We start from the raw sequence: 17648 nt of genomic DNA, 5'->3' as shown, positions 1-17648 counted from the left end.
GATTACAACTGTAAACGCAAATGTCAAGTGCTGTGTCAGGGCTGCGGGTTCCAGCCGCGCGCTGCGAATACCGCTGCGCGGCTGCCCAGGCGCGCCGCCTCGCTGCTGTCGAGCTGGGTGCCGCCGAAACCGCGTGCACTGCCATCCTCGGCCTTGTTGCCGTATTCGCGCCAGCCGCCCTGCAGGGGATGGGGCAGCGGCTTGCGGTACCAGGCATCATGCGCGATGTGCGGCCCTACACTGCACTCGATGAAGGCCACGTGGTCCCAGGTGTTGGCGGTGCCCGGCGAGCGCGCGAAATAGGTGGCGCCGTCGGGCGGGAGGTTGCCGGCAGGGCCAGGCCCGCGCGTGAGGCGCGAGCGCAGGAAGATGAAGCCCGGGTCTTCCTGCGCCACGGTGCGCGCCTGCACCAGGTAGCCGCCGCTTTCCGGGTTGGCGCTGTCGCCGAGGGTGCGGATCTCGCTGTCCTCGAACAGGGCGGCGCGGTTGTTCCCCCAGATGAAGTCGACGTTGCCTTCGATGAGGGACTTGTGGAACCAGGCGTAGCCGGTCAGCTGCAGGGTGTCCTGTTCGCTGATGAAGTGGGCGTTGCGCACCTGCAGGCGGCCCTGGTCGCTGCTGAAGAAGATGGTCTCGGCCTGGGCCGAGTGGCCGTCGCTGCGGCGGGTGCTGTTGTGCAGGGCGATGTCGCGGATCTCCAGCAGGTCGCTGTCCTGGGCCAGGAACAGCGCGCGCCCGCCGAGGATGCCGGCCGAGCCTTGCGGCTGGCCGGTGCCGGAGCCCGGGTTGCGGGTCTCGCTGTTGGCGGCGCGGATGATGGTCGCTTCGCGGCTCTGGCCGCGCAGGCTCACGTTGTCCTTGTCGCGCAGGTAGAGCAGTTCGGGATAGACGCCGTCGCGCACGTTGACCGTCACCGCCTGCGCACGCGGCAAGCCCATGGCGTGATCGAGCGCGCCCTGTACGGTGCGGAAGTCGGCGCGGCCGTCGTCGTCCACCGTGATGCTGTCGCCCACCGGCCGGTAAGCCGTGGTGCGGAAGGACCAGCGTGCGCCCTTGAAGCCGCGGGCGGCAACCAGGCGGGCTTCAAACACGGCATCGTAGTCGGTGCCGTAGTCCAGCAAGCGTGGCAGCTGGATGCGCACTTCCTTGCCGCTGGCCGTGATGTGGTGCTGGCGCACCAGGCGCTGGCGTTCGCGCGGGCCGAGCGCGGTGACGGCTTCGCCCGGACGGACGACGGCCACCAGCGCCCGGTCGCGCTTGCGGTAGACCCGCACGCTGCCCTGGCCGCTCAGTACCGCGTCCTGCGCCAGCACCAGTCGCAAGGGCGTATCCGGCGGCACGCCGCGCTCGCCCCGCGCCGGGTAGGTGGTGGCGTGCACCAGCGCGCCGGGCGCCGCGAATGGGGCGCCGACTTCCACCATGAAGACCGCTTGCGCCCATGGATCGTCGAGGCTGCGCACGGTGATGGCGGTGCGCCCAGGCGCGTGCGGCGTGAGGCGCAGGCCGTCGCCTGCCGCTTCGACCGAGACCAGGCGCGGATCGGCCGCGCTGGCTTCGAACCGCGCCGCGCCACCGACACGCACCGTTTCCGGCGCGTCGCCGGCCTGCAGCAGCAGGCGGTCCGCCGCTACGTGCACGGTCACGCGTTCGGGTGCGCCGGCCGGGCCGCTGCGCAGGTCGAGCAGGGTGCTGGCGCCGGCGTCCCAGGCCACCGGCTGCAGCGCCGGCAGCGCTGGGGCCACCAGCCAGGTGGCGCGCTCGCCGTCCACCGAGACGTTCAGCATGCCGCCCTGCGGTCCCGGTTCGGCAGCAAAGCGCAGCACCACCGGTACGCCCGGCAGGCCGGCATTGCGGCGCACCTGCTTGATGCGGCGGGTCTCGCCGCCGCGCGACTCCAGCAGTTCCACCACCAGCAACTTGCCGCCTTCGCGCAGCGCGATGGAGGCGCCCTGCCAGTCGCCGCCAGCGTCCTGGCGTGCGCGCAGCACGAAGGGCGCGCCGACGCGCGGCAGGACGCGGGCCTCGGCATAGCCGTCCGCTCCGCCCTGCAGGGGACGCGGGCCGGCGTTGTCGAGGACGTGGCGCGCCACATCGCCGGCCGGCATGGGCGTGAGCGCATAGGGCAGGCGCGCGCCGGTGTCGCCGCCGAAGGGGCAGTCCGCCAGCGGCGCGCCGTTCAGGAGCGAGCCGGTGTCCGCGAACACGCCCGGGCTCGAGGATGGGTCGCGCACCACCTGCCTGCAGGTCTTGGCGCCGGCGATGTCGAACACGTTCGCATGCGAGACGATGTGCGAGGCGTGGGCCACGCCGACGCTGTAGCCGTGGCCGTACACCGGGTGCTTGCGGTCGCCCACGTAGTAGTTGTTGAGCAGGTGCACCTGGCCGTAGCGCACGCGCGGCGCGCGCTCGGCCACATGCTCGAACAAATTGGCCTTGAGCGTGATGCGCAGGTGGCCCGCGTCGCCGGTGGCGCGGTCGCCGGCGCCGACCAGCATGTTCTTCTCGTGCTGCGCGAAGCGGTTGTAGGTGACGCTGACGAAGTCCGAGCCCTGGGTGATATCGAGCGCGCCGTCGTGGCATTGCTTGCGCATGCCGTTCTCCAGCGCCGCCCGGTCGTCGGTGTCGGGCGCATCGGTGAAGCTGTTGTGGTCGATCCACACGTGGTGCGAGCCGGTGATGCTGATGGCGTCGAACGAGGAGTTCCAGTTGCCCTTGGCGCCGTCCTTCGGATCCCAGCGCGGGCCGACGTCGCACGGATTGCGGATGGCGAGGTTGCGGATCACCACCTGCGAAGCGTTGGCCACGGCCAGGCTGCCGTTCACGAAACCCGCGCCCGGCGCACTGCCAACCAGCGTGGTGTTGGACGGGATGCGCACCACGCCGCGTTTGGCCTGGTCGGCGCTGTCGCTGAAGGCGCGGCCTTCGCTCATGTCGATGCTTGCCGCCACGCGCACGATGCGGGCGGCGGCCGGTGCGCTCAAGGCCGCGAGCAGCTGGGCGCGGTCGCGTACGGTGTAGACGTGGGCGGGAGCGGCGAGGGCGCCGCCGCGGGTGCCGCCTTCCTGCGCGGCCCAGCCGTCGGGCGGTGCGTGCTGGCGTTCGGCCAGCGGGACGGCCAGCGTGCCGGCCGCCGCGAGGGCGATCGCCGCGATGGTCGCGCTCACGGTGCACCCCGCACGGCGGCCGCCAATGCCGGTACCGCGCGCACCAGTTCCTGCGCGACGATGCCGGAGAAGCGCTCGGCGCCGAGCGGCCCCAGGTGGGTGTAGTCGAAGTTGGCGCCGGTGCGCGCCATGGTGTCGGCTTCCTTCGGCCCCATCGCCTGTACTGCCGCCAGCGACAGCGCATTCAGGTCCACCAGCGGCACTTTGCTGCTGCGCGCGATGCCGCGCACCGTTGCTGCCCAGGGCGCCAGGTCATTGTGGACGTAGCCGTCCTTGAAGCTGCGGCGCGTCAGCGGCGTCACCAGCACCGGCACGGCGCCGAGCGCGCGCGCCTCTTCCACGTAGCGCGTCATGTTCGCTGGGAAGCCGGTGACGTAGTCGGTGGAGCGGCCTGGCTTGCCCGGCTGGTCGTTATGGCCGAACTGGATCAGCACATAGGTGGTGCGAAAGCCCGCGCCGTCGCCCAGCAGCTTGCTCACTTCATCCCAGCGGCCCTCGGCCCGGAAGCTGCCCGAACTGCGCCCGCCGCGCGCCAGGTTGATGCAGGCCGTCTCCGGCGTGAGGCGGGCGCACAGGGCGTCGCCATAGCCGGTGCTGCTGGCCATGGTGGAGTCGCCGACCAGGATCACGCGGTCCGGCAGGGCCGGGGCGGCGGCGGCGCCGAAGGAGGCTGCGCACAGCAGCGTGGCGAGGATGGCGGGGGTGAAGCGGGAAGGGCGCGGCATGGGCAAACTCCTGATGGTTTGCCTGATTCTATTTTGGTCTGACCAATTTATCAAGCGGTCAGGCCATTAAGGGCATCATCCGCGCGAGAAGGTCCTGGTCACCCGCTCGAGGTGGGAACGCATCGCGGCGCGCGCGCCGGCCACGTCGTGGGCCGCGATCGCCGCCACGATGTTGCGGTGGTCGATCAGGGTCTGCTTGCGCAGATCTTCGGTCTGGAAGTGTTCCTTGAGCCGGTGCCACAGGCTGCCGCGCTGCTTCCACAGGTAGTCGACCGCGCCCACCAGCGCCGTGTTGCCGGTGGCGCGCGCCAGCGCCAGGTGGAAGTTGCGGTCGGCCTGCTCGTTGCTGGCGCGGTCCTCGTGCTGGCGTTCCATCTCTTCCACCGCCGCCAGGATCGCGTCGATGGCCGAATCGGTGGCGTTCTTCGCGGCCATGGCGGCCACTTCGGATTCGATCAGGCGCCGCGCAGCCAATACCTCGAACGGACCGGGGCCGGCTTCGGGGACGTCGGCCGGCGCCGCGGCTTTCTCGCTCACGTATACGCCCGAGCCGCTGCGCACGTCGACGATGCCGGACAGCTCCAGCACGATCAGTGCTTCACGCAAGGACGCGCGGCTGACGGCAAGCTTGGCGGCCAGCTCGCGTTCGGCGGGCAGGCGGGTGCCGGCCGCGAGCTGTTCATTGCGGATCAGTTCCTGGATGCGGGCGGCCACCACGCGGTACAGGCGGGGTTCGGCGTGGGTTGGTTCTGCGGCAGGCGTCATTCTTATTCTCGTTGTGGGAACCATCCGCAGATTCTAGTTTGGTCAGTCCAATATCGCAAGGCGGACCAACCAATGTTCCGAAAAAAGACATCATGTCATAAGATGTCGTACAACAGAACTTGGGATATAATCAGCGCTTTCCTGACCTGTTCCACCTCTCACTCCATGATTCCAGCGCAGCGCAAACCCCGCAATCTCGCCCAGGGCGTGGTCGAACAGATCAGCAGCAGCATCCGCCAGGGCCTGCTCAAGCCGGGCGAGAAACTGCCGACCGAGTCGTCGATGATGTCCCTGCATGGTGTCAGCCGCACCGTCGTGCGCGAGGCGATTTCGCACCTGCAGGCCTCGGGACTGGTGGCGACCCGGCACGGCATCGGCACCTTCGTCCTGGAGCGCCAGCAGGCCGGCCTGGGCATCGATGCGGAAAGCATCCTGACCCTGCGCGACGTGCTGGCGATCCTGGAACTGCGCATCGGCGTGGAGACCGAAACGGCGGGCCTGGCCGCAGCGCGCCGCAGCGACGAACAGGTGGCGGACCTGGGCGCGGCGCTGGGCGAGATGCACGCCGCGATGGCCGAAGGCCGCTCGGCGGTGGAGGCCGACAAGCGCTTCCACCTGCTCATTGCGCAAGCCACCGGCAACCGCTATTTCGTCGACATCCTGGGCCAGCTCGGCAACGCGATCATCCCGCGGGCGCGCCTCAATACGGTGGAGCTGGAGCAGGACAAGCCGGCCAATTTCAACGAGCGCGTGAGCCGCGAGCACGATGACATCTACCGCGCCATCGAACGGCGCGACCCGGAAGCGGCGCGCGCCGCAATGCGCACCCACCTGTCCAACAGCCGCGAACGGCTGGTGCAGGCGCAGCGCCGCCTCGAATCCCAGGTGAACTGAAACATTCCTGCATTTTGTGCTTGCCGCATCATGGTTTAGGTTGTACGATGACCTACAACTGATCGGCAAACGCAGCACAACGATCTGAAGCCACGCCTCATGCGACAACGACACCTTTTCTCCTGGAGACCCGAATGCACCCGTTAGAGCTCAAAAAAATCCTGTCCCACGGCCTGCTGTCCTTCCCGATCACCGACTTCGACGAGCAGGGCGATTTCAACCCGGCCGGGTACGCCAAGCGCCTCGAATGGCTGGCCCCGTACGGCGCGACCGCGCTGTTCGCCGCCGGCGGCACCGGTGAATACTTCTCGCTGCACGGCGAAGAGTACGGCCAGATCATCAAGACCGCGGTCGACACCTGCGCCGGCGTGGTGCCGATCCTGGCCGGTTGCGGCGGCCCGACCCGCACCGCGATCGCCCATGCACAGGAAGCCGAGCGCCAGGGCGCCAAGGGCCTGCTGCTGCTGCCGCACTACCTGACCGAAGCCAGCCAGGATGGCCTGGTCGCCCACGTGGAAGCGGTGTGCCGCGCGGTGGATATCGGCGTGGTGGTCTACAACCGCGCCGCCTGCCGCCTGACCCCGGATTCGCTCGAACGCCTGGCAGAACGCTGCCCTAACCTGATCGGCTTCAAGGACGGCAACGGCGACATCGAACTGATGGTCGCAATCTGGCGCCGCATGGGCGACCGCTTCAGCTACCTGGGCGGCCTGCCGACCGCGGAAGTGTATGCCGGCGCCTATAAAGCGCTGGGCACCCCGGTCTACTCGTCGGCCGTGTTCAACTTCGTGCCGCAACTGGCGATGGACTTCTACCATGCCACCGCCGCCGGCGACACCGCCACCACCAACCGCCTGCTGGACGAGTTCTTCCTGCCTTACCTGGAGATCCGCAACCGCAAGGCCGGCTACGCCGTCAGTATCGTCAAGGCCGGCGCCCGCCTGGTCGGCCATGGCGCGGGTCCTGTGCGTCCGCCGCTGACCGACCTGACCGCGGAAGAAGACCAGATGCTGCTGGCCCTGATCCAGAAACAATCGAACCCGGTATAAACCATGCAGATCACTGGTGACATGATCATCGGCAGCCAGCTGGTCCGCGGCAACGCGGGCCAGCAGCAGGCCTACAACCCTTCCACGAAAGCCCAACTGGACCCGGGCTTCGGCCTGGCCTCCAGCGCCGACGTGGAGCGCGCCTGCGAACTCGCTGCCGCCGCCTTCGACCCTTACCGCGCCCTGCCGCTGGAGCAGCGCGCCGCCTTCCTGGAAGCGATCGCCGAACAGGTGCTGGCCATCGGCCCGGCCCTGATCGAACGCGCCCAGCTGGAAACCGGCCTGCCGCAAGCCCGCCTGGAAGGCGAGCGCATGCGCACCGTCACCCAGCTGCGCCTGTTCGCCAAAGTGGTCCGCGACGGCCGCTTCCTCGGCGCCACCATCGACAGCGCGCTGCCGGACCGTGCGCCGCCGCGCCCCGACCTGCGCCTGGCGAAAATCGGCCTGGGCCCGGTCGCCGTCTTCGGCGCCAGTAACTTCCCGCTGGCCTTCTCGGTGGCGGGCGGCGATACCGCGTCCGCCCTGGCCGCCGGTTGCCCGGTGGTGGTGAAGGCCCATACCGCCCACCTCGGCACTTCGGAGCTGGTCGGCCGCGCCGTCCAGCGTGCGGCGCTGGATTGCGGGCTGCCGGAAGGCGTGTTCTCGATGGTCTACGGCGACGGCCGCAGCATCGGCCAGCAGCTGGTCGGCCACCCGGCCATCAAGGCGGTCGGCTTCACCGGTTCGCGCCAGGGCGGCACCGCGCTGATGCGCACCGCAGCAAGCCGTCCGGAACCAATCCCGGTCTACGCCGAAATGAGCAGCGTGAACCCGGTGTTCCTGCTGCCTGCGGGCCTCGCGGCTGGCGGCGCCACCCTGGCGCAGGGCTTCGTCGATTCGCTGACCATGGGCGTGGGCCAGTTCTGCACCAACCCGGGCCTGGTGTTCGGCCTGGCCAGCGCGGAGCTGGACGGCTTCGTCGCGGCCAGCACCGAAGCACTGGCTGCCAAAGGCGCCGGCACCATGCTGACCGCCGGCATCCACGAGGCCTACAACAGCGGCATCGCGCGCTTCGGCTCCACCACCGGCCTGACCCAGGTCGCCCGTGGCGGCGAGCAGGGCGTGGGCTGCGCGGCCCAGGCGGCGCTGTACCTGTGCGACGCCGAGACCTTCATCGGCAACCCGGACCTGCAGGACGAGGTCTTCGGCCCGGCCGCCATCGTGGTGCGCTTCAGCGACGAGCAGCAACTGCTGCGCGCCGCCGAAGGCCTGCACGGCCAGCTGACCGCCACCGTGCATGCCCAGGCGGCCGACCAGGCGATTGCGGCGAAACTGCTGCCAATCCTGGAGCGCAAGGCGGGCCGGGTGCTGTTCAACGGCTTCCCGACCGGCGTCGAAGTGGCGCATGCGATGGTCCACGGCGGCCCGTTCCCGGCCACCAGCGACAGCCGCAGCACCTCGGTGGGCGCGACCGCGATCGACCGCTTCCTGCGTCCGGTCTGCTACCAGAACGTGCCGGAGGGCTTGCTGCCGGAGGCGCTTCGCGACGACAATCCCCTGCGCCTTGCACGCGTGCAGGACGGGGAATTGAAAACCGCTTGATTTTGATTGTTGCACCAGCCGGCGGAGACTCCGGCTGTTTTCATTTTAGAGAACTGATCATATGAATCAGCAAGCAATGAGCTTCAAACCGGACCAGGTGCCGGACCAGGCCTCCACCGTGGGCAAGTACCGCTGGACCATCTGCGCCCTCCTGTTCTTCGCCACCACCATCAATTATCTCGACCGCCAGGTACTGAGCCTGCTGGCCCCCTTGCTGACCAAGGAGTTCGGCTGGACCAATACCGACTACGCCAACATCACCGCCACCTTCCAGTTCGTGTACGCGATCTCGATGCTGTTCGCAGGCCGCGTGATCGACCGCATGGGCACCAAGCGCGCCTTCGTGCTGGCCATCGTCGTGTGGTCGCTGGGCGCCATCGCGCATGCCTACGCGATCGGCATCGGCACCGCCGTCAACAGTGTTTTCACCACCCTCGGCCTGGCCGCGGTGCCGGTGTCGATCGTCGGCTTCATGGTGGGCCGCGCGGTGCTGGCGATCGGCGAGGCGGGTAACTTCCCGGCCGCGATCAAGGCCACCGCCGAGTACTTCCCCAAGCGCGAGCGCTCGTTTGCCACCGGTATCTTCAACTCCGGCGCCAACGTCGGCGCCATCCTGGCGCCGCTGTCGGTGCCGCTGATCGCCGAGTACTGGGGCTGGCAGGCGGCCTTCATCGCGGTCGGCGCGGTGGGCTTCATCTGGATGGGCATGTGGATCTGGCTGTACGACACGCCGGAACGCCAGCGTCGCCTGAGCGCCGGCGAACTGGCCTACATCAACAGCGACACCGTGGCCGCGCCGGCCGCAACGACCGCCGCCGCGCCGAAAGCGTCGTGGTTCAAGCTGCTCGGCTACCGCCAGACCTGGGCCTTCGCCTTCGGCAAGTTCATGACCGACGGCGTGTGGTGGTTCTTCCTGTTCTGGCTGCCCAAGTACATGTCGGCCCAGTACGGCCTGTCCGGTCCCGACATGGTCGTGCCGCTGGCGGTCCTGTACAGCATGACGATGATCGGCAGCGTCGGCGGCGGCTGGTTCCCGACCTGGTTCATCGACCGCGGCCACAGCATCTACCAGGGCCGCATGCGCGCCATGTTCACCATCGCCCTGTTCCCGCTGGTGGTGCTGGCGGCCCAGCCGCTGGGCTACATGGGCTACTGGATCCCGGTGATCCTGATCGGCATCGGCGCCTCGGCCCACCAGGCCTGGTCGGCCAACCTGTTCACCACCGTGTCCGACATGTTCCCGAAACACAGCGTCGGTTCGGTGGTGGGCATCGGCGGCATGGCCGGCGGCCTGGGCGGCGTGCTGCTCACCAAGCTGGGCGGCGCCCTGTTCGACCACTACGGCGCCCTCGGCCATCTGGAAACCGGCTACATGATCATGTTCTCGATCTGCGCGGTGGCCTACCTGGTCGCGTGGTGCGTGATGAAGGCCCTGGTGCCTGCGCACCGCGAGATCACCGACCTGTGATGGCGGCCATGGACATCACCCGTATCGAGGGCGTGCACTGCGCCACCGGCGAAAGCCCGCTGTGGCACGCGGCGCAATCCGCGTGGTACTGGGTCGACATCCCGGCGCGGCGCGTCTGGCGCATGGAGCATGCCAGCGGCGCGCTGCGCCACTGGGATGCGCCGGAAATGGTGGCCTGCATCGCAGCAGCCGACGATGGCGGCCTGGTGGCCGGCATGGAAACCGGCATCTTCCACCTGGCCCTGCAGGACGACGGCCAGGCCCGGGCCACGCGCCTGGCCGCGCCCCCAGGCGCGGAACTGGGCGAGGGCATGCGCTTCAACGACGGGCGCTGCGACCGCCAGGGCCGTTTCTGGAGCGGCACCATGTTCATGGACATGGGTGCGGCGCGCGCCGTCGGTGGCCTGTACCGCTACAGCCGCGCCGGCGGCCTGCATGGGCCGGTGGTGTCGAACATGCTGACGCAAAACGGCCTGGCCTGGTCTCCCGATGGCCGCACCATGTACCTGTCGGATTCGCATCCGCAGCGGCGCATGGTGTGGGCCTTCGACTACGACACCGACGAAGGACTGCCGCACGAACAGCGCGTGTTCCTCGACCTGACTGGCCAGAAGGGCCGGCCGGACGGCGCCGCGGTGGACGCGGACGGCTGCTACTGGACCTGCGCCAACGATGCCGGCCTGGTGCAGCGCTTTACGCCGGCAGGAAAGCTGGACCGTGAGATCGCACTGCCGATGGCCAAGCCGTCGATGTGCGCGTTCGGCGGGCCGGGGTTGGACACCTTGCTGGTGACCTCGATCGATCCGGGCACCGGGGGCGATGCGGGTTCGGTGGTGATGCTGCGGCCTGGTGTGACTGGGGTGGCGGAAACCTCGTTTTCTGCTTAATGCACCATGCGCGCGTACTGCGTGAAATGCTCGGCGCTCAGCGCGTGCTGGTATAAGAAGCCCTGGTAGATGAAGCAGCCGGCGTCGGACAGGAACTGGCGCTGGCCCGGGGTTTCCACGCCTTCCGCAATCACCTGCAGTCCCAGGCTGTCGCCCAGTGCGATGATCGAGCGCACGATCGAGGCGTCGTTCTGGTCGGTCAGCACGTCGCGCATGAAGGACTGGTCGATCTTGAGCTGGTCCAGCGGCAGCTTGCGCAGGTAGGCCAGCGACGAGTAGCCGGTGCCGAAATCGTCGAGCGAGAAGCTGATGCCGCGCTGCTTGAGCATGCCCATCGTGCGCGCGGTCTGGGTGAAGTCGCTCACCACCAGGCTCTCGGTCAGTTCCAGCTTCAGGCCCGAGGGCTGGACCCCGGTCTGCTCGAAAATCTGCTGCAGCATCGGCACGAAATCCGGTTCGATGAACTGGCTGGCGCTGACGTTCACCGACAGGGTCAGGCCGGCCGTATCCGGATAGCGCTGCCAGCGCGCCAGCTCGGCGCAGGCGGTGCGCAGCACCCAGCGGCCCATCTCGATGATCAGCCCACTTTCCTCGGCGGCATGGATGAACTCCGCCGGGTACAGCAGCTTGCCGTCCGGGAGGCGCCAGCGCAGCAGCGCCTCGGCGCCGATCACCCGCGTGCTGCGGTCCAGCTGCGGCTGGTAGTGGAGCACGAATTCGTCGTCGCGCAGCGCGCGCCGCATCGCGTTTTCCAGCTCGGCCCGGGCCGACCACGCGGCCTGCGCCGCCGGGTCGTGGAAGCGGTAGGTGTTGCGCCCGCAGGCCTTGGCCTCGTACATCGCGGCGTCGGCCTGGCGCAGCGTCGATTCCACCGTGTCCACCGTGCCGCACATCGTGGTCACGCCGACGCTGACCGATACCGAATACGACATCTCGGCCAGCTGGAACGGCGCGGCCATCGCCGCCACCACCTTGGCCGCCACCGTCTCGGCCTGCGTCGCGGCGCCTTCGCGCGTGTCTTCCACAGGCTGGATCAGGATCACGAATTCGTCGCCGCCCAGGCGCGCCACCATGTCGGCTTCGCGCACGCAGTGCTCGAGGCGGCGCGCGACCGCCTGCAGCAGCATGTCGCCGGCCGCGTGGCCCTGGGAATCGTTGAGGTACTTGAAGTTGTCGAGGTCGCAGAACATCAGGGCGCCGCACTTGCGCGTGCGCGCGCTGCCCAGCAGGGCGCGGCGCAGGTGATCGAGCAGGCTGGCGCGGTTCGGCAGGTCGGTGAGGGCGTCGAAGAAGGCGAGGTGGTAGATCTTCGCTTCGCTGTGCTTGCGCTCGCTGATATCGGTGCTGATGACCAGGATCTTCTGCGGCGCGCCGAGCGCTTCGTCGGCCTCGATCAGGGTCCAGCGGGTGTCGGTCTCGATCGCCACCCCGTCGCGCCGGACATGGGCCAGTTCGCCCGACCATTCGCCATTGCTGAGTGTCGCCTCGCAGGCTGCGTGGTAGGCAGGCAGGTTGCCGCACAGCAGCTCGCTGAATTTGCGGCCGCGCACTTCCGCGGCATTCCACCCGTAGAGCCGTTCGGCGCCGTTGTTCCAGTAGGTGATGCGTGAATTGATGTCGATCGCGACGATGCCGTCGCGCGCGCGCTGCAGGTAGGACGCCTGTTCGTGGACCAGCATGTCGGCGTTACGCACCCGGGTGAAATCGAACAGCAGTCCTTCCAGGACCTTACCCGATGCCGCGACCGAGCCTTGCTCGCAAATCCACTTGATGGCGCCATTGGCGCAGCGGATGCGGTAGGTGAGCTGGAAGGCGCGGTGTTCTTCGATTGCCAGTGCAATGCCGCGCTCGACCGCGATCCGGTCTTCAGGGACGATGACGCTGGCAAAGGGGATGCCGGGCCTGGCCATGAATGCGGCAGGCGGATAGCCGCAGAGTTTTTCGATACCGTCGCTGACGAATTCCATCGTCCACACGCCATCGTTCAGGCAACGGTAAGCCGCCCCTGGAAGATTCTGCAGCAAAAGTTCGAGCGACAGCGCGGGCGCGCCGTCGACATGAGCGTCGGCAATATGCGTATCCCCGCCTGCAGGCATTTGCGGTTCGTCAAGGGCGCTCATCGTGCCTCTCGGAGTGGTCTGTGTTACGTATAGTTATGCACTGCTGGTAACTATCCTAACGCAAACGGCACTACATTGACACAGCGCGATTGAAATCTGAAAAGTTTGTTGCGTAACAGTATGCCGGCGTGTTTCACCCCTGCAAGGTGAAGCGTTTCCAACCGACGGCGGCCCGTACCGGCAGGCGGTACGGGCGCGGGGGACCTAGAACGCGGCAATGCCGGTCTGGGCGCGGCCCAGGATCAGCGCGTGGATGTCATGCGTGCCTTCATAGGTGTTGACCACCTCGAGGTTGACCATGTGGCGCACGATGCCGAACTCGTCCGAAATACCGTTGCCGCCGAGCATGTCGCGGGCGACGCGGGCGATGTCCAGCGACTTGCCGCAGGAATTGCGCTTCATGATCGAGGTGATCTCGACGGCGGCCGTGCCTTCGTCCTTCATGCGGCCCAGGCGCAGGCAGCCCTGCAGGCCGAGGGTGATTTCGGTCTGCATGTCGGCCAGTTTCTTCTGCACCAGCTGGTTGGCGGCGAGCGGCTTGCCGAACTGGTGGCGGTCCATCACATACTGGCGCGCGGTGTGCCAGCAGTCTTCGGCCGCGCCCAGCGCGCCCCAGGCGATGCCGTAGCGCGCCGAGTTCAGGCAAGTGAACGGGCCCTTCAGGCCGCGCACGTCCGGGAAGGCGTTTTCTTCCGGGCAGAACACGTTGTCCATCACGATTTCGCCGGTGACCGAGGCGCGCAGGCCGAACTTGCCGTGAATGGCCGGAGCCGACAGGCCTTTCCAGTCCTTTTCCAGCACGAAGCCGCGGATCGCGCCTTCGTCGTCCTTGGCCCAGACCACGAACACGTCGGCGACCGGCGAGTTGGTGATCCACATCTTGGAGCCGGTGAGCGAATAGCCGCCCTCGACCTTGCGGGCGCGGGTGACCATCGAGCCGGGGTCGGAACCGTGGTTCGGCTCGGTCAGGCCGAAGCAGCCGATCCATTCGCCGGTGGCCAGTTTCGGCAGGTATTTCTGCTTCGTCTCTTCGTTGCCGAATTCATAGATCGGAACCATGACCAGCGAAGACTGCACGCTCATCATCGAGCGGTAGCCCGAATCGACGCGCTCGACTTCACGCGCGATCAGGCCATAGGCGACGTAGTTCATGCCCGGGCCGCCGTACTGTTCCGGAATGGTCGGGCCGAGCAGGCCGAGCTCGCCCATCTCGCGGAAGATCGAGTTGTCCATGCGCTCGTGGCGGAAGGCCTCGAGGATGCGCGGCTTGAGCTTGTCCTGGCTGTAGGCGGCGGCGGCGTCGCGCACCATGCGCTCTTCGTCGGTCAGCTGGCTGTTCAGCAACAGCGGGTCATCCCAGTGGAAAGAGGCTTTGCGTTGCGAATCGGAATGGCTCATGGATCTTCCTGTCTCGGTAGGTTCTTGTACGACGGCGCGCCCCTCCCGGGAAGGGCGCCCAACCTGGCCATTATAGGGAATGCCGCGCCGCCGCATCTTTTGAAACTGCGACAGCCATTTTCATTTTTGCCCGAAGAATACCGGCGGGTAGGCCTAATATTGTTGCGAAAACGACACGGCTTGCTCCAGTCCGGCGCTGCGCAGGCGCAGCATGTCGCGGCTCGGGGCGGTTCCGAAGTGGCGCGCATATTCCCGGCTGAACTGCGACGCGCTCACATAGCCGACGCGCTGGCTGGCCACGCCCGCATCGATGCCGCTGGCCAGCATCAGCCGGCGCGCTTCCTGCAAGGGCAGGGCCTTCTGGAACTGCAGCGGGCTCATCGAGGTGAGCGACTTGAAGTGTTCGTGCAGCGACGAGCTGCTCATGTGCGCCAGCTCGGCCAGCTCCTCGATGCGCAGTGCCTGGTCGAAATGGCTGCGGATCCAGGCTACCACCTTGCCGATCCGGTGCGATTCGATCCGGCCCAGCTGCGCCAGGCGGGCGCCGAAGGGCCCGCGCAGCAGGCGCAGGACGATCTCGTCCTTGACCAGCGGCGCCAGCAGGGCGGCATCTTCCGGCTGGCTCGCCAGCGCCAGCAGGCGCGCGGCGGCGTCGGTCACGGCCTCGCCGGCCTGCGCCACGTAGACCGCGCGGCTCTCGCGCAGCAGCGGCACGCCGTCCGGCCAGGCCTTCAGGATGAGTTCGGCCAGGCGCTCCTGGTCGAAATCGAAGCGGAACGAGAGGTAGGGCGCGGCCACGCTGGCCTGGCGGATCATGGCGGCAATCGGCAGGTCGAGCGAGAAGATCATCATGCGCGACGGATCGTACTCGTAGGATTCGTCGCCCAGCATCACGGTCTTGGCGCCTTGCGCAACGATGCACAGGGCAGGGCGGTGCAGCCCGTGCACCAGCTCGGCGCTGGCGCTGGAGGCGCGGACCGCATGCACGCCCGGGATGCAGGTCGCGAACGAGCCGTCATGGGGCGCGTTGGCGGCGAGCAGGCCCGCCAGGCGCGCAAGCGGCGCCGCGGCGGCTTGTGTGGCTGGGGCGGCAGGTGGCGGGGAGGTCGATGTCATGGCGTGTCGATGGCAGGATACACCAGGCCATCGGCGCAGGATCAGGCGGCGTGGTCGGTCGAGCGCGACAGTTCCGCCATGCCGGCCAGCTCGCCCATGCGGGCGTCGATCGTGGTATTGGCCATGGCCAGGGCGTCGCTGCCGGCCAGGAACTGCTTCGGCGGATGCGCCATCGCCGCGATGCGCACGACGGCGGCGGCGAGCCGGGCCGGATCGCCCAGCTGCTTGCCGTGGTAGGCGCCGTAGGCGTGGGCCACCGAGCCATGGGCAGCGTAATCGTCGATCACCTTGGCGCCGTAGCGTACCGAGCTCTGGTCCAGGAAATCGGTGCGGAAGAAACCCGGCTCCACGCTGGTGACCTTGATGCCGAACTTGTCCAGTTCCAGCGCCAGCGAGGCGGACAGGCCTTCGATCGCATACTTGGTGGCGCAGTAGACCGAGGCGCCGTCGAAGCCGGTGACGCCGGCGATCGAGCTGATATTGATGACATGGCCGGCGCGCTGGCCGCGCAGCACCGGCAGCGCCGCGCGCAGCACGTGCATGACGCCGTACACGTTGACGCTGAATTGCTGTTCGATGTCGTGCGGGCTCAGTTCTTCGAAGTTGCCCAGCAGGCCGTACGCGGCATTATTGACGAGCACGTCGATCCGGCCGAAGCGTGCCACGGCGGCCTGGACGGCGGCCACGGCCTGGGCTTCCCGGGCAACGTCGAGCTCGACCAGGGCGAGCTGGGCCGGGTCGACGCCGTCGAAGGTGGATGTCAGTTGGGCCAGGCTGCGGCCCGCTGCGACGACGTGGTCGCCGGCGGCAATGGCCGCATGGGCGATGTGTGCACCGATACCGCGGCCGGCGCCCGTGATGAACCAGGTTTTACGCATGATGTTTCCTCTTCAAGGTGTGCCGCGCGGGGCGGCGTTGGGATGAAGAGCATGGTAGGGCCGGGTGCGGCGGCGAACTTGCCTGAAACTCCGGACTGCTGGCGCAATCCTAGCCGGTGACGCCGAAGCGGCCGCCGTGGAACAGCAGGGCCGGCTGCGGATGGACCGCGCATTCCTCGACTTCGCCCACGAAGATGACGTGGTCGCCTTCCGGGTAGCGGCTGCGGTTGTGGCATTCGAACCAGGCGGTGACCCCTTTGAGGATCGGCTGGCCGGTGCGCGAGAGCTCATACTCGACGCCCTCGAACGGGTTGTCGCTGCGGCGCGAGAAGCGCATCGCCAGGTCTTCCTGGCCGGCGGCCAGGATGTTGATGACGTAATGCGAGTTGCCGCTGAAGATGGGCAGGCTGTTGGCGCCGGCGCCCAGGCTCCACAGGACGAGCGGAGGCTCGAGCGAGACCGAGTTGAAGGAACTGGCGGTCAGGCCGCGAAACGACCCGTCGGCAAGACGGGTGGTGATGACGGTGACACCGGTGGCGAATTGCGACAGCGCATGGCGAAAATGCGACGAATCGAAAACGCGGGCGGCGGCGCGGGGAGCACGTGTATTCATTGGACCGCCATTATGCCACTGTCGGGCGATCCGCCGCTTCCGCATCCCGGCCGCACTGCACAAATGCCTGCTTTGCGTTACATTAAGAACCATCAAAACTGACAAAACCAAGGTGTGCGATGAGCCAGCAAACTACCGAAGTTGCCATCCTGGGCGGCGGCTGCTTCTGGTGCCTGGAAGCGGTCTACCTGGAGGCGCGTGGGGTGACGCGCGTCGAATCGGGCTATATGGGCGGGCACGTGGTGAACCCCAGCTACGAGCAGGTATGCGCGGCCACCACCGGCCACGCCGAGGTGGTGCGGGTGGAATTCGACCCGGCCGTCATCATCTACCGCGACTTGCTCGAGGTCTTCTTCACCATCCACGACCCGACCACCCAGGACCGCCAGGGCAATGACGTGGGCCCGCAATACCGTTCGGTGATCTTCACCACCTCGCCGGAGCAGGAAGCGACCGCACGCAAGGTGATGGCCGAAATGGCCTCGGTGTGGGACGCGCCGCTGGTGACCCAGCTGCTGCCGCAGGAGACCTGGTACAAGGCCGAGGACTATCACCAGAATTACTTTGCCCAGCATCCGCTGCAGGGATATTGCGCGTTCGTGGTGGCGCCGAAGGTGGCGAAGTTTCGCAAGACCTTTTCGGAGCGCCTTGTAAAGTAGACAGAATGTATTGACCTACCAACCTCAACAAGCGCGGGTTACGCTGAGGGTTGGTGAACCTTTCGGCGCAGAGCCGCAATTGAGGAGGTAGGTCATGAACGAGTTTAGCAAATATGTTGGCTTGGATGTCCATAAGGCGACGATCGCGGTGTCAATTGCGGATAGCGCTGGTGGTGAGCCTCGTTTCTATGGAGAGATCACGAACACGCCGGTCGCGATAGCGAAGCTGATGGCGCAGTTGGCCAAAGGCGGTGCAAAGCTGTCCGTGTGCTACGAGGCAGGTTGCTGCGGGTACGTGATCTATCGCCAGCTGACCAAGTTGGGTCACTTT

At 67.5% G+C, this 17648-nt stretch carries 14 protein-coding genes and 1 pseudogene; 7 read left to right on the top strand and 8 right to left on the bottom strand.

Going from position 1 to position 17648, the window contains the following annotated elements; translation table 11 throughout:
- Positions 1-35 precede the first annotated feature (35 nt).
- The 3 genes from BM031_RS17070 to BM031_RS17060 all read right to left on the bottom strand — a co-directional run bounded on the left by BM031_RS17070 (position 36) and on the right by BM031_RS17060 (position 4654).
- Positions 36-3164 (bottom strand): pectinesterase family protein, encoded by a 3129-nt coding sequence (locus BM031_RS17070; protein ID WP_091875770.1) that lies wholly within the window; start codon positions 3162-3164, stop codon positions 36-38.
- Positions 3161-3889 carry a rhamnogalacturonan acetylesterase gene (locus tag BM031_RS17065; protein ID WP_091875769.1) on the bottom strand — a complete coding sequence of 243 codons (729 nt, stop codon included), beginning with the start codon at positions 3887-3889 and terminating at the stop codon, positions 3161-3163. The genes BM031_RS17070 and BM031_RS17065 overlap by 4 nt, the downstream gene beginning before the upstream one ends.
- Positions 3890-3964: 75 nt before the next feature.
- Positions 3965-4654 (bottom strand): FadR/GntR family transcriptional regulator, encoded by a 690-nt coding sequence (locus tag BM031_RS17060; RefSeq protein ID WP_229408962.1) that lies wholly within the window; start codon positions 4652-4654, stop codon positions 3965-3967.
- A 165-nt stretch (positions 4655-4819) separates the two neighbouring features.
- On the opposite strand from BM031_RS17060, the gene BM031_RS17055 reads away from it, so the two are divergent.
- The 5 genes from BM031_RS17055 to BM031_RS17035 all read left to right on the top strand — a co-directional run bounded on the left by BM031_RS17055 (position 4820) and on the right by BM031_RS17035 (position 10533).
- Positions 4820-5548: a FadR/GntR family transcriptional regulator gene (locus BM031_RS17055; protein ID WP_091875767.1), complete on the top strand. Its 729-nt coding sequence runs from the start codon at positions 4820-4822 to the stop codon at positions 5546-5548.
- 134 nt (positions 5549-5682) lie between these two features.
- Entirely contained in the window at positions 5683-6597 is a 915-nt protein-coding gene (kdgD, locus tag BM031_RS17050) for a 5-dehydro-4-deoxyglucarate dehydratase (RefSeq protein WP_091875766.1), read from the top strand.
- Positions 6598-6600: 3 nt separating this feature from the next.
- On the top strand, positions 6601-8178 hold the full coding sequence (locus tag BM031_RS17045; RefSeq protein ID WP_091875765.1) for an aldehyde dehydrogenase (NADP(+)): 1578 nt from the start codon (positions 6601-6603) through the stop codon (positions 8176-8178).
- 76 nt (positions 8179-8254) lie between these two features.
- Positions 8255-9646, top strand: a complete 1392-nt coding sequence (locus BM031_RS17040) for an MFS transporter (protein ID WP_091875764.1) — start codon at positions 8255-8257, stop codon at positions 9644-9646.
- Between the two features lie 8 nt (positions 9647-9654).
- Positions 9655-10533 (top strand): SMP-30/gluconolactonase/LRE family protein, encoded by an 879-nt coding sequence (locus tag BM031_RS17035; protein WP_091875829.1) that lies wholly within the window; start codon positions 9655-9657, stop codon positions 10531-10533.
- On the opposite strand, the gene BM031_RS17030 is transcribed toward BM031_RS17035, so the two are convergent.
- The 5 genes from BM031_RS17030 to BM031_RS17010 form a co-directional block, all read right to left on the bottom strand.
- Entirely contained in the window at positions 10530-12653 is a 2124-nt protein-coding gene (locus tag BM031_RS17030; protein WP_229408961.1) for a putative bifunctional diguanylate cyclase/phosphodiesterase, read from the bottom strand. The genes BM031_RS17035 and BM031_RS17030 overlap by 4 nt on opposite strands.
- Positions 12654-12857: 204 nt before the next feature.
- On the bottom strand, positions 12858-14051 hold the full coding sequence (locus BM031_RS17025; RefSeq protein WP_091875762.1) for an acyl-CoA dehydrogenase: 1194 nt from the start codon (positions 14049-14051) through the stop codon (positions 12858-12860).
- Between the two features lie 153 nt (positions 14052-14204).
- A complete protein-coding gene (locus BM031_RS17020; protein WP_177207801.1) occupies positions 14205-15167 on the bottom strand; it encodes an AraC family transcriptional regulator in 963 nt (320 codons plus the stop codon).
- Positions 15168-15208: 41 nt separating this feature from the next.
- Positions 15209-16045 carry an SDR family NAD(P)-dependent oxidoreductase gene (locus BM031_RS17015; RefSeq protein ID WP_091875761.1) on the bottom strand — a complete coding sequence of 279 codons (837 nt, stop codon included), beginning with the start codon at positions 16043-16045 and terminating at the stop codon, positions 15209-15211.
- 109 nt (positions 16046-16154) lie between these two features.
- On the bottom strand, positions 16155-16658 hold the full coding sequence (locus BM031_RS17010) for a flavin reductase family protein (RefSeq protein ID WP_091875760.1): 504 nt from the start codon (positions 16656-16658) through the stop codon (positions 16155-16157).
- 119 nt (positions 16659-16777) lie between these two features.
- Here BM031_RS17010 and msrA point away from each other — a divergent pair, with 119 nt between their 5' ends.
- The gene (gene msrA / locus BM031_RS17005; protein WP_091875759.1) at positions 16778-17317 is read left to right on the top strand and encodes a peptide-methionine (S)-S-oxide reductase MsrA; all 540 of its coding nucleotides are present in this window, start codon (positions 16778-16780) and stop codon (positions 17315-17317) included.
- Positions 17318-17411: 94 nt separating this feature from the next.
- Positions 17412-17648: pseudogene (locus BM031_RS17000) on the top strand (IS110 family transposase); the annotation flags it as partial.

The sequence above is a fragment of the Massilia yuzhufengensis genome (genome assembly GCF_900112225.1).
Classification (GTDB): domain Bacteria; phylum Pseudomonadota; class Gammaproteobacteria; order Burkholderiales; family Burkholderiaceae_D; genus Telluria; species Telluria yuzhufengensis.
Note: the sequence above shows the minus strand (reverse complement) of the source record. Positions and strands in the feature narration are given on the sequence as shown.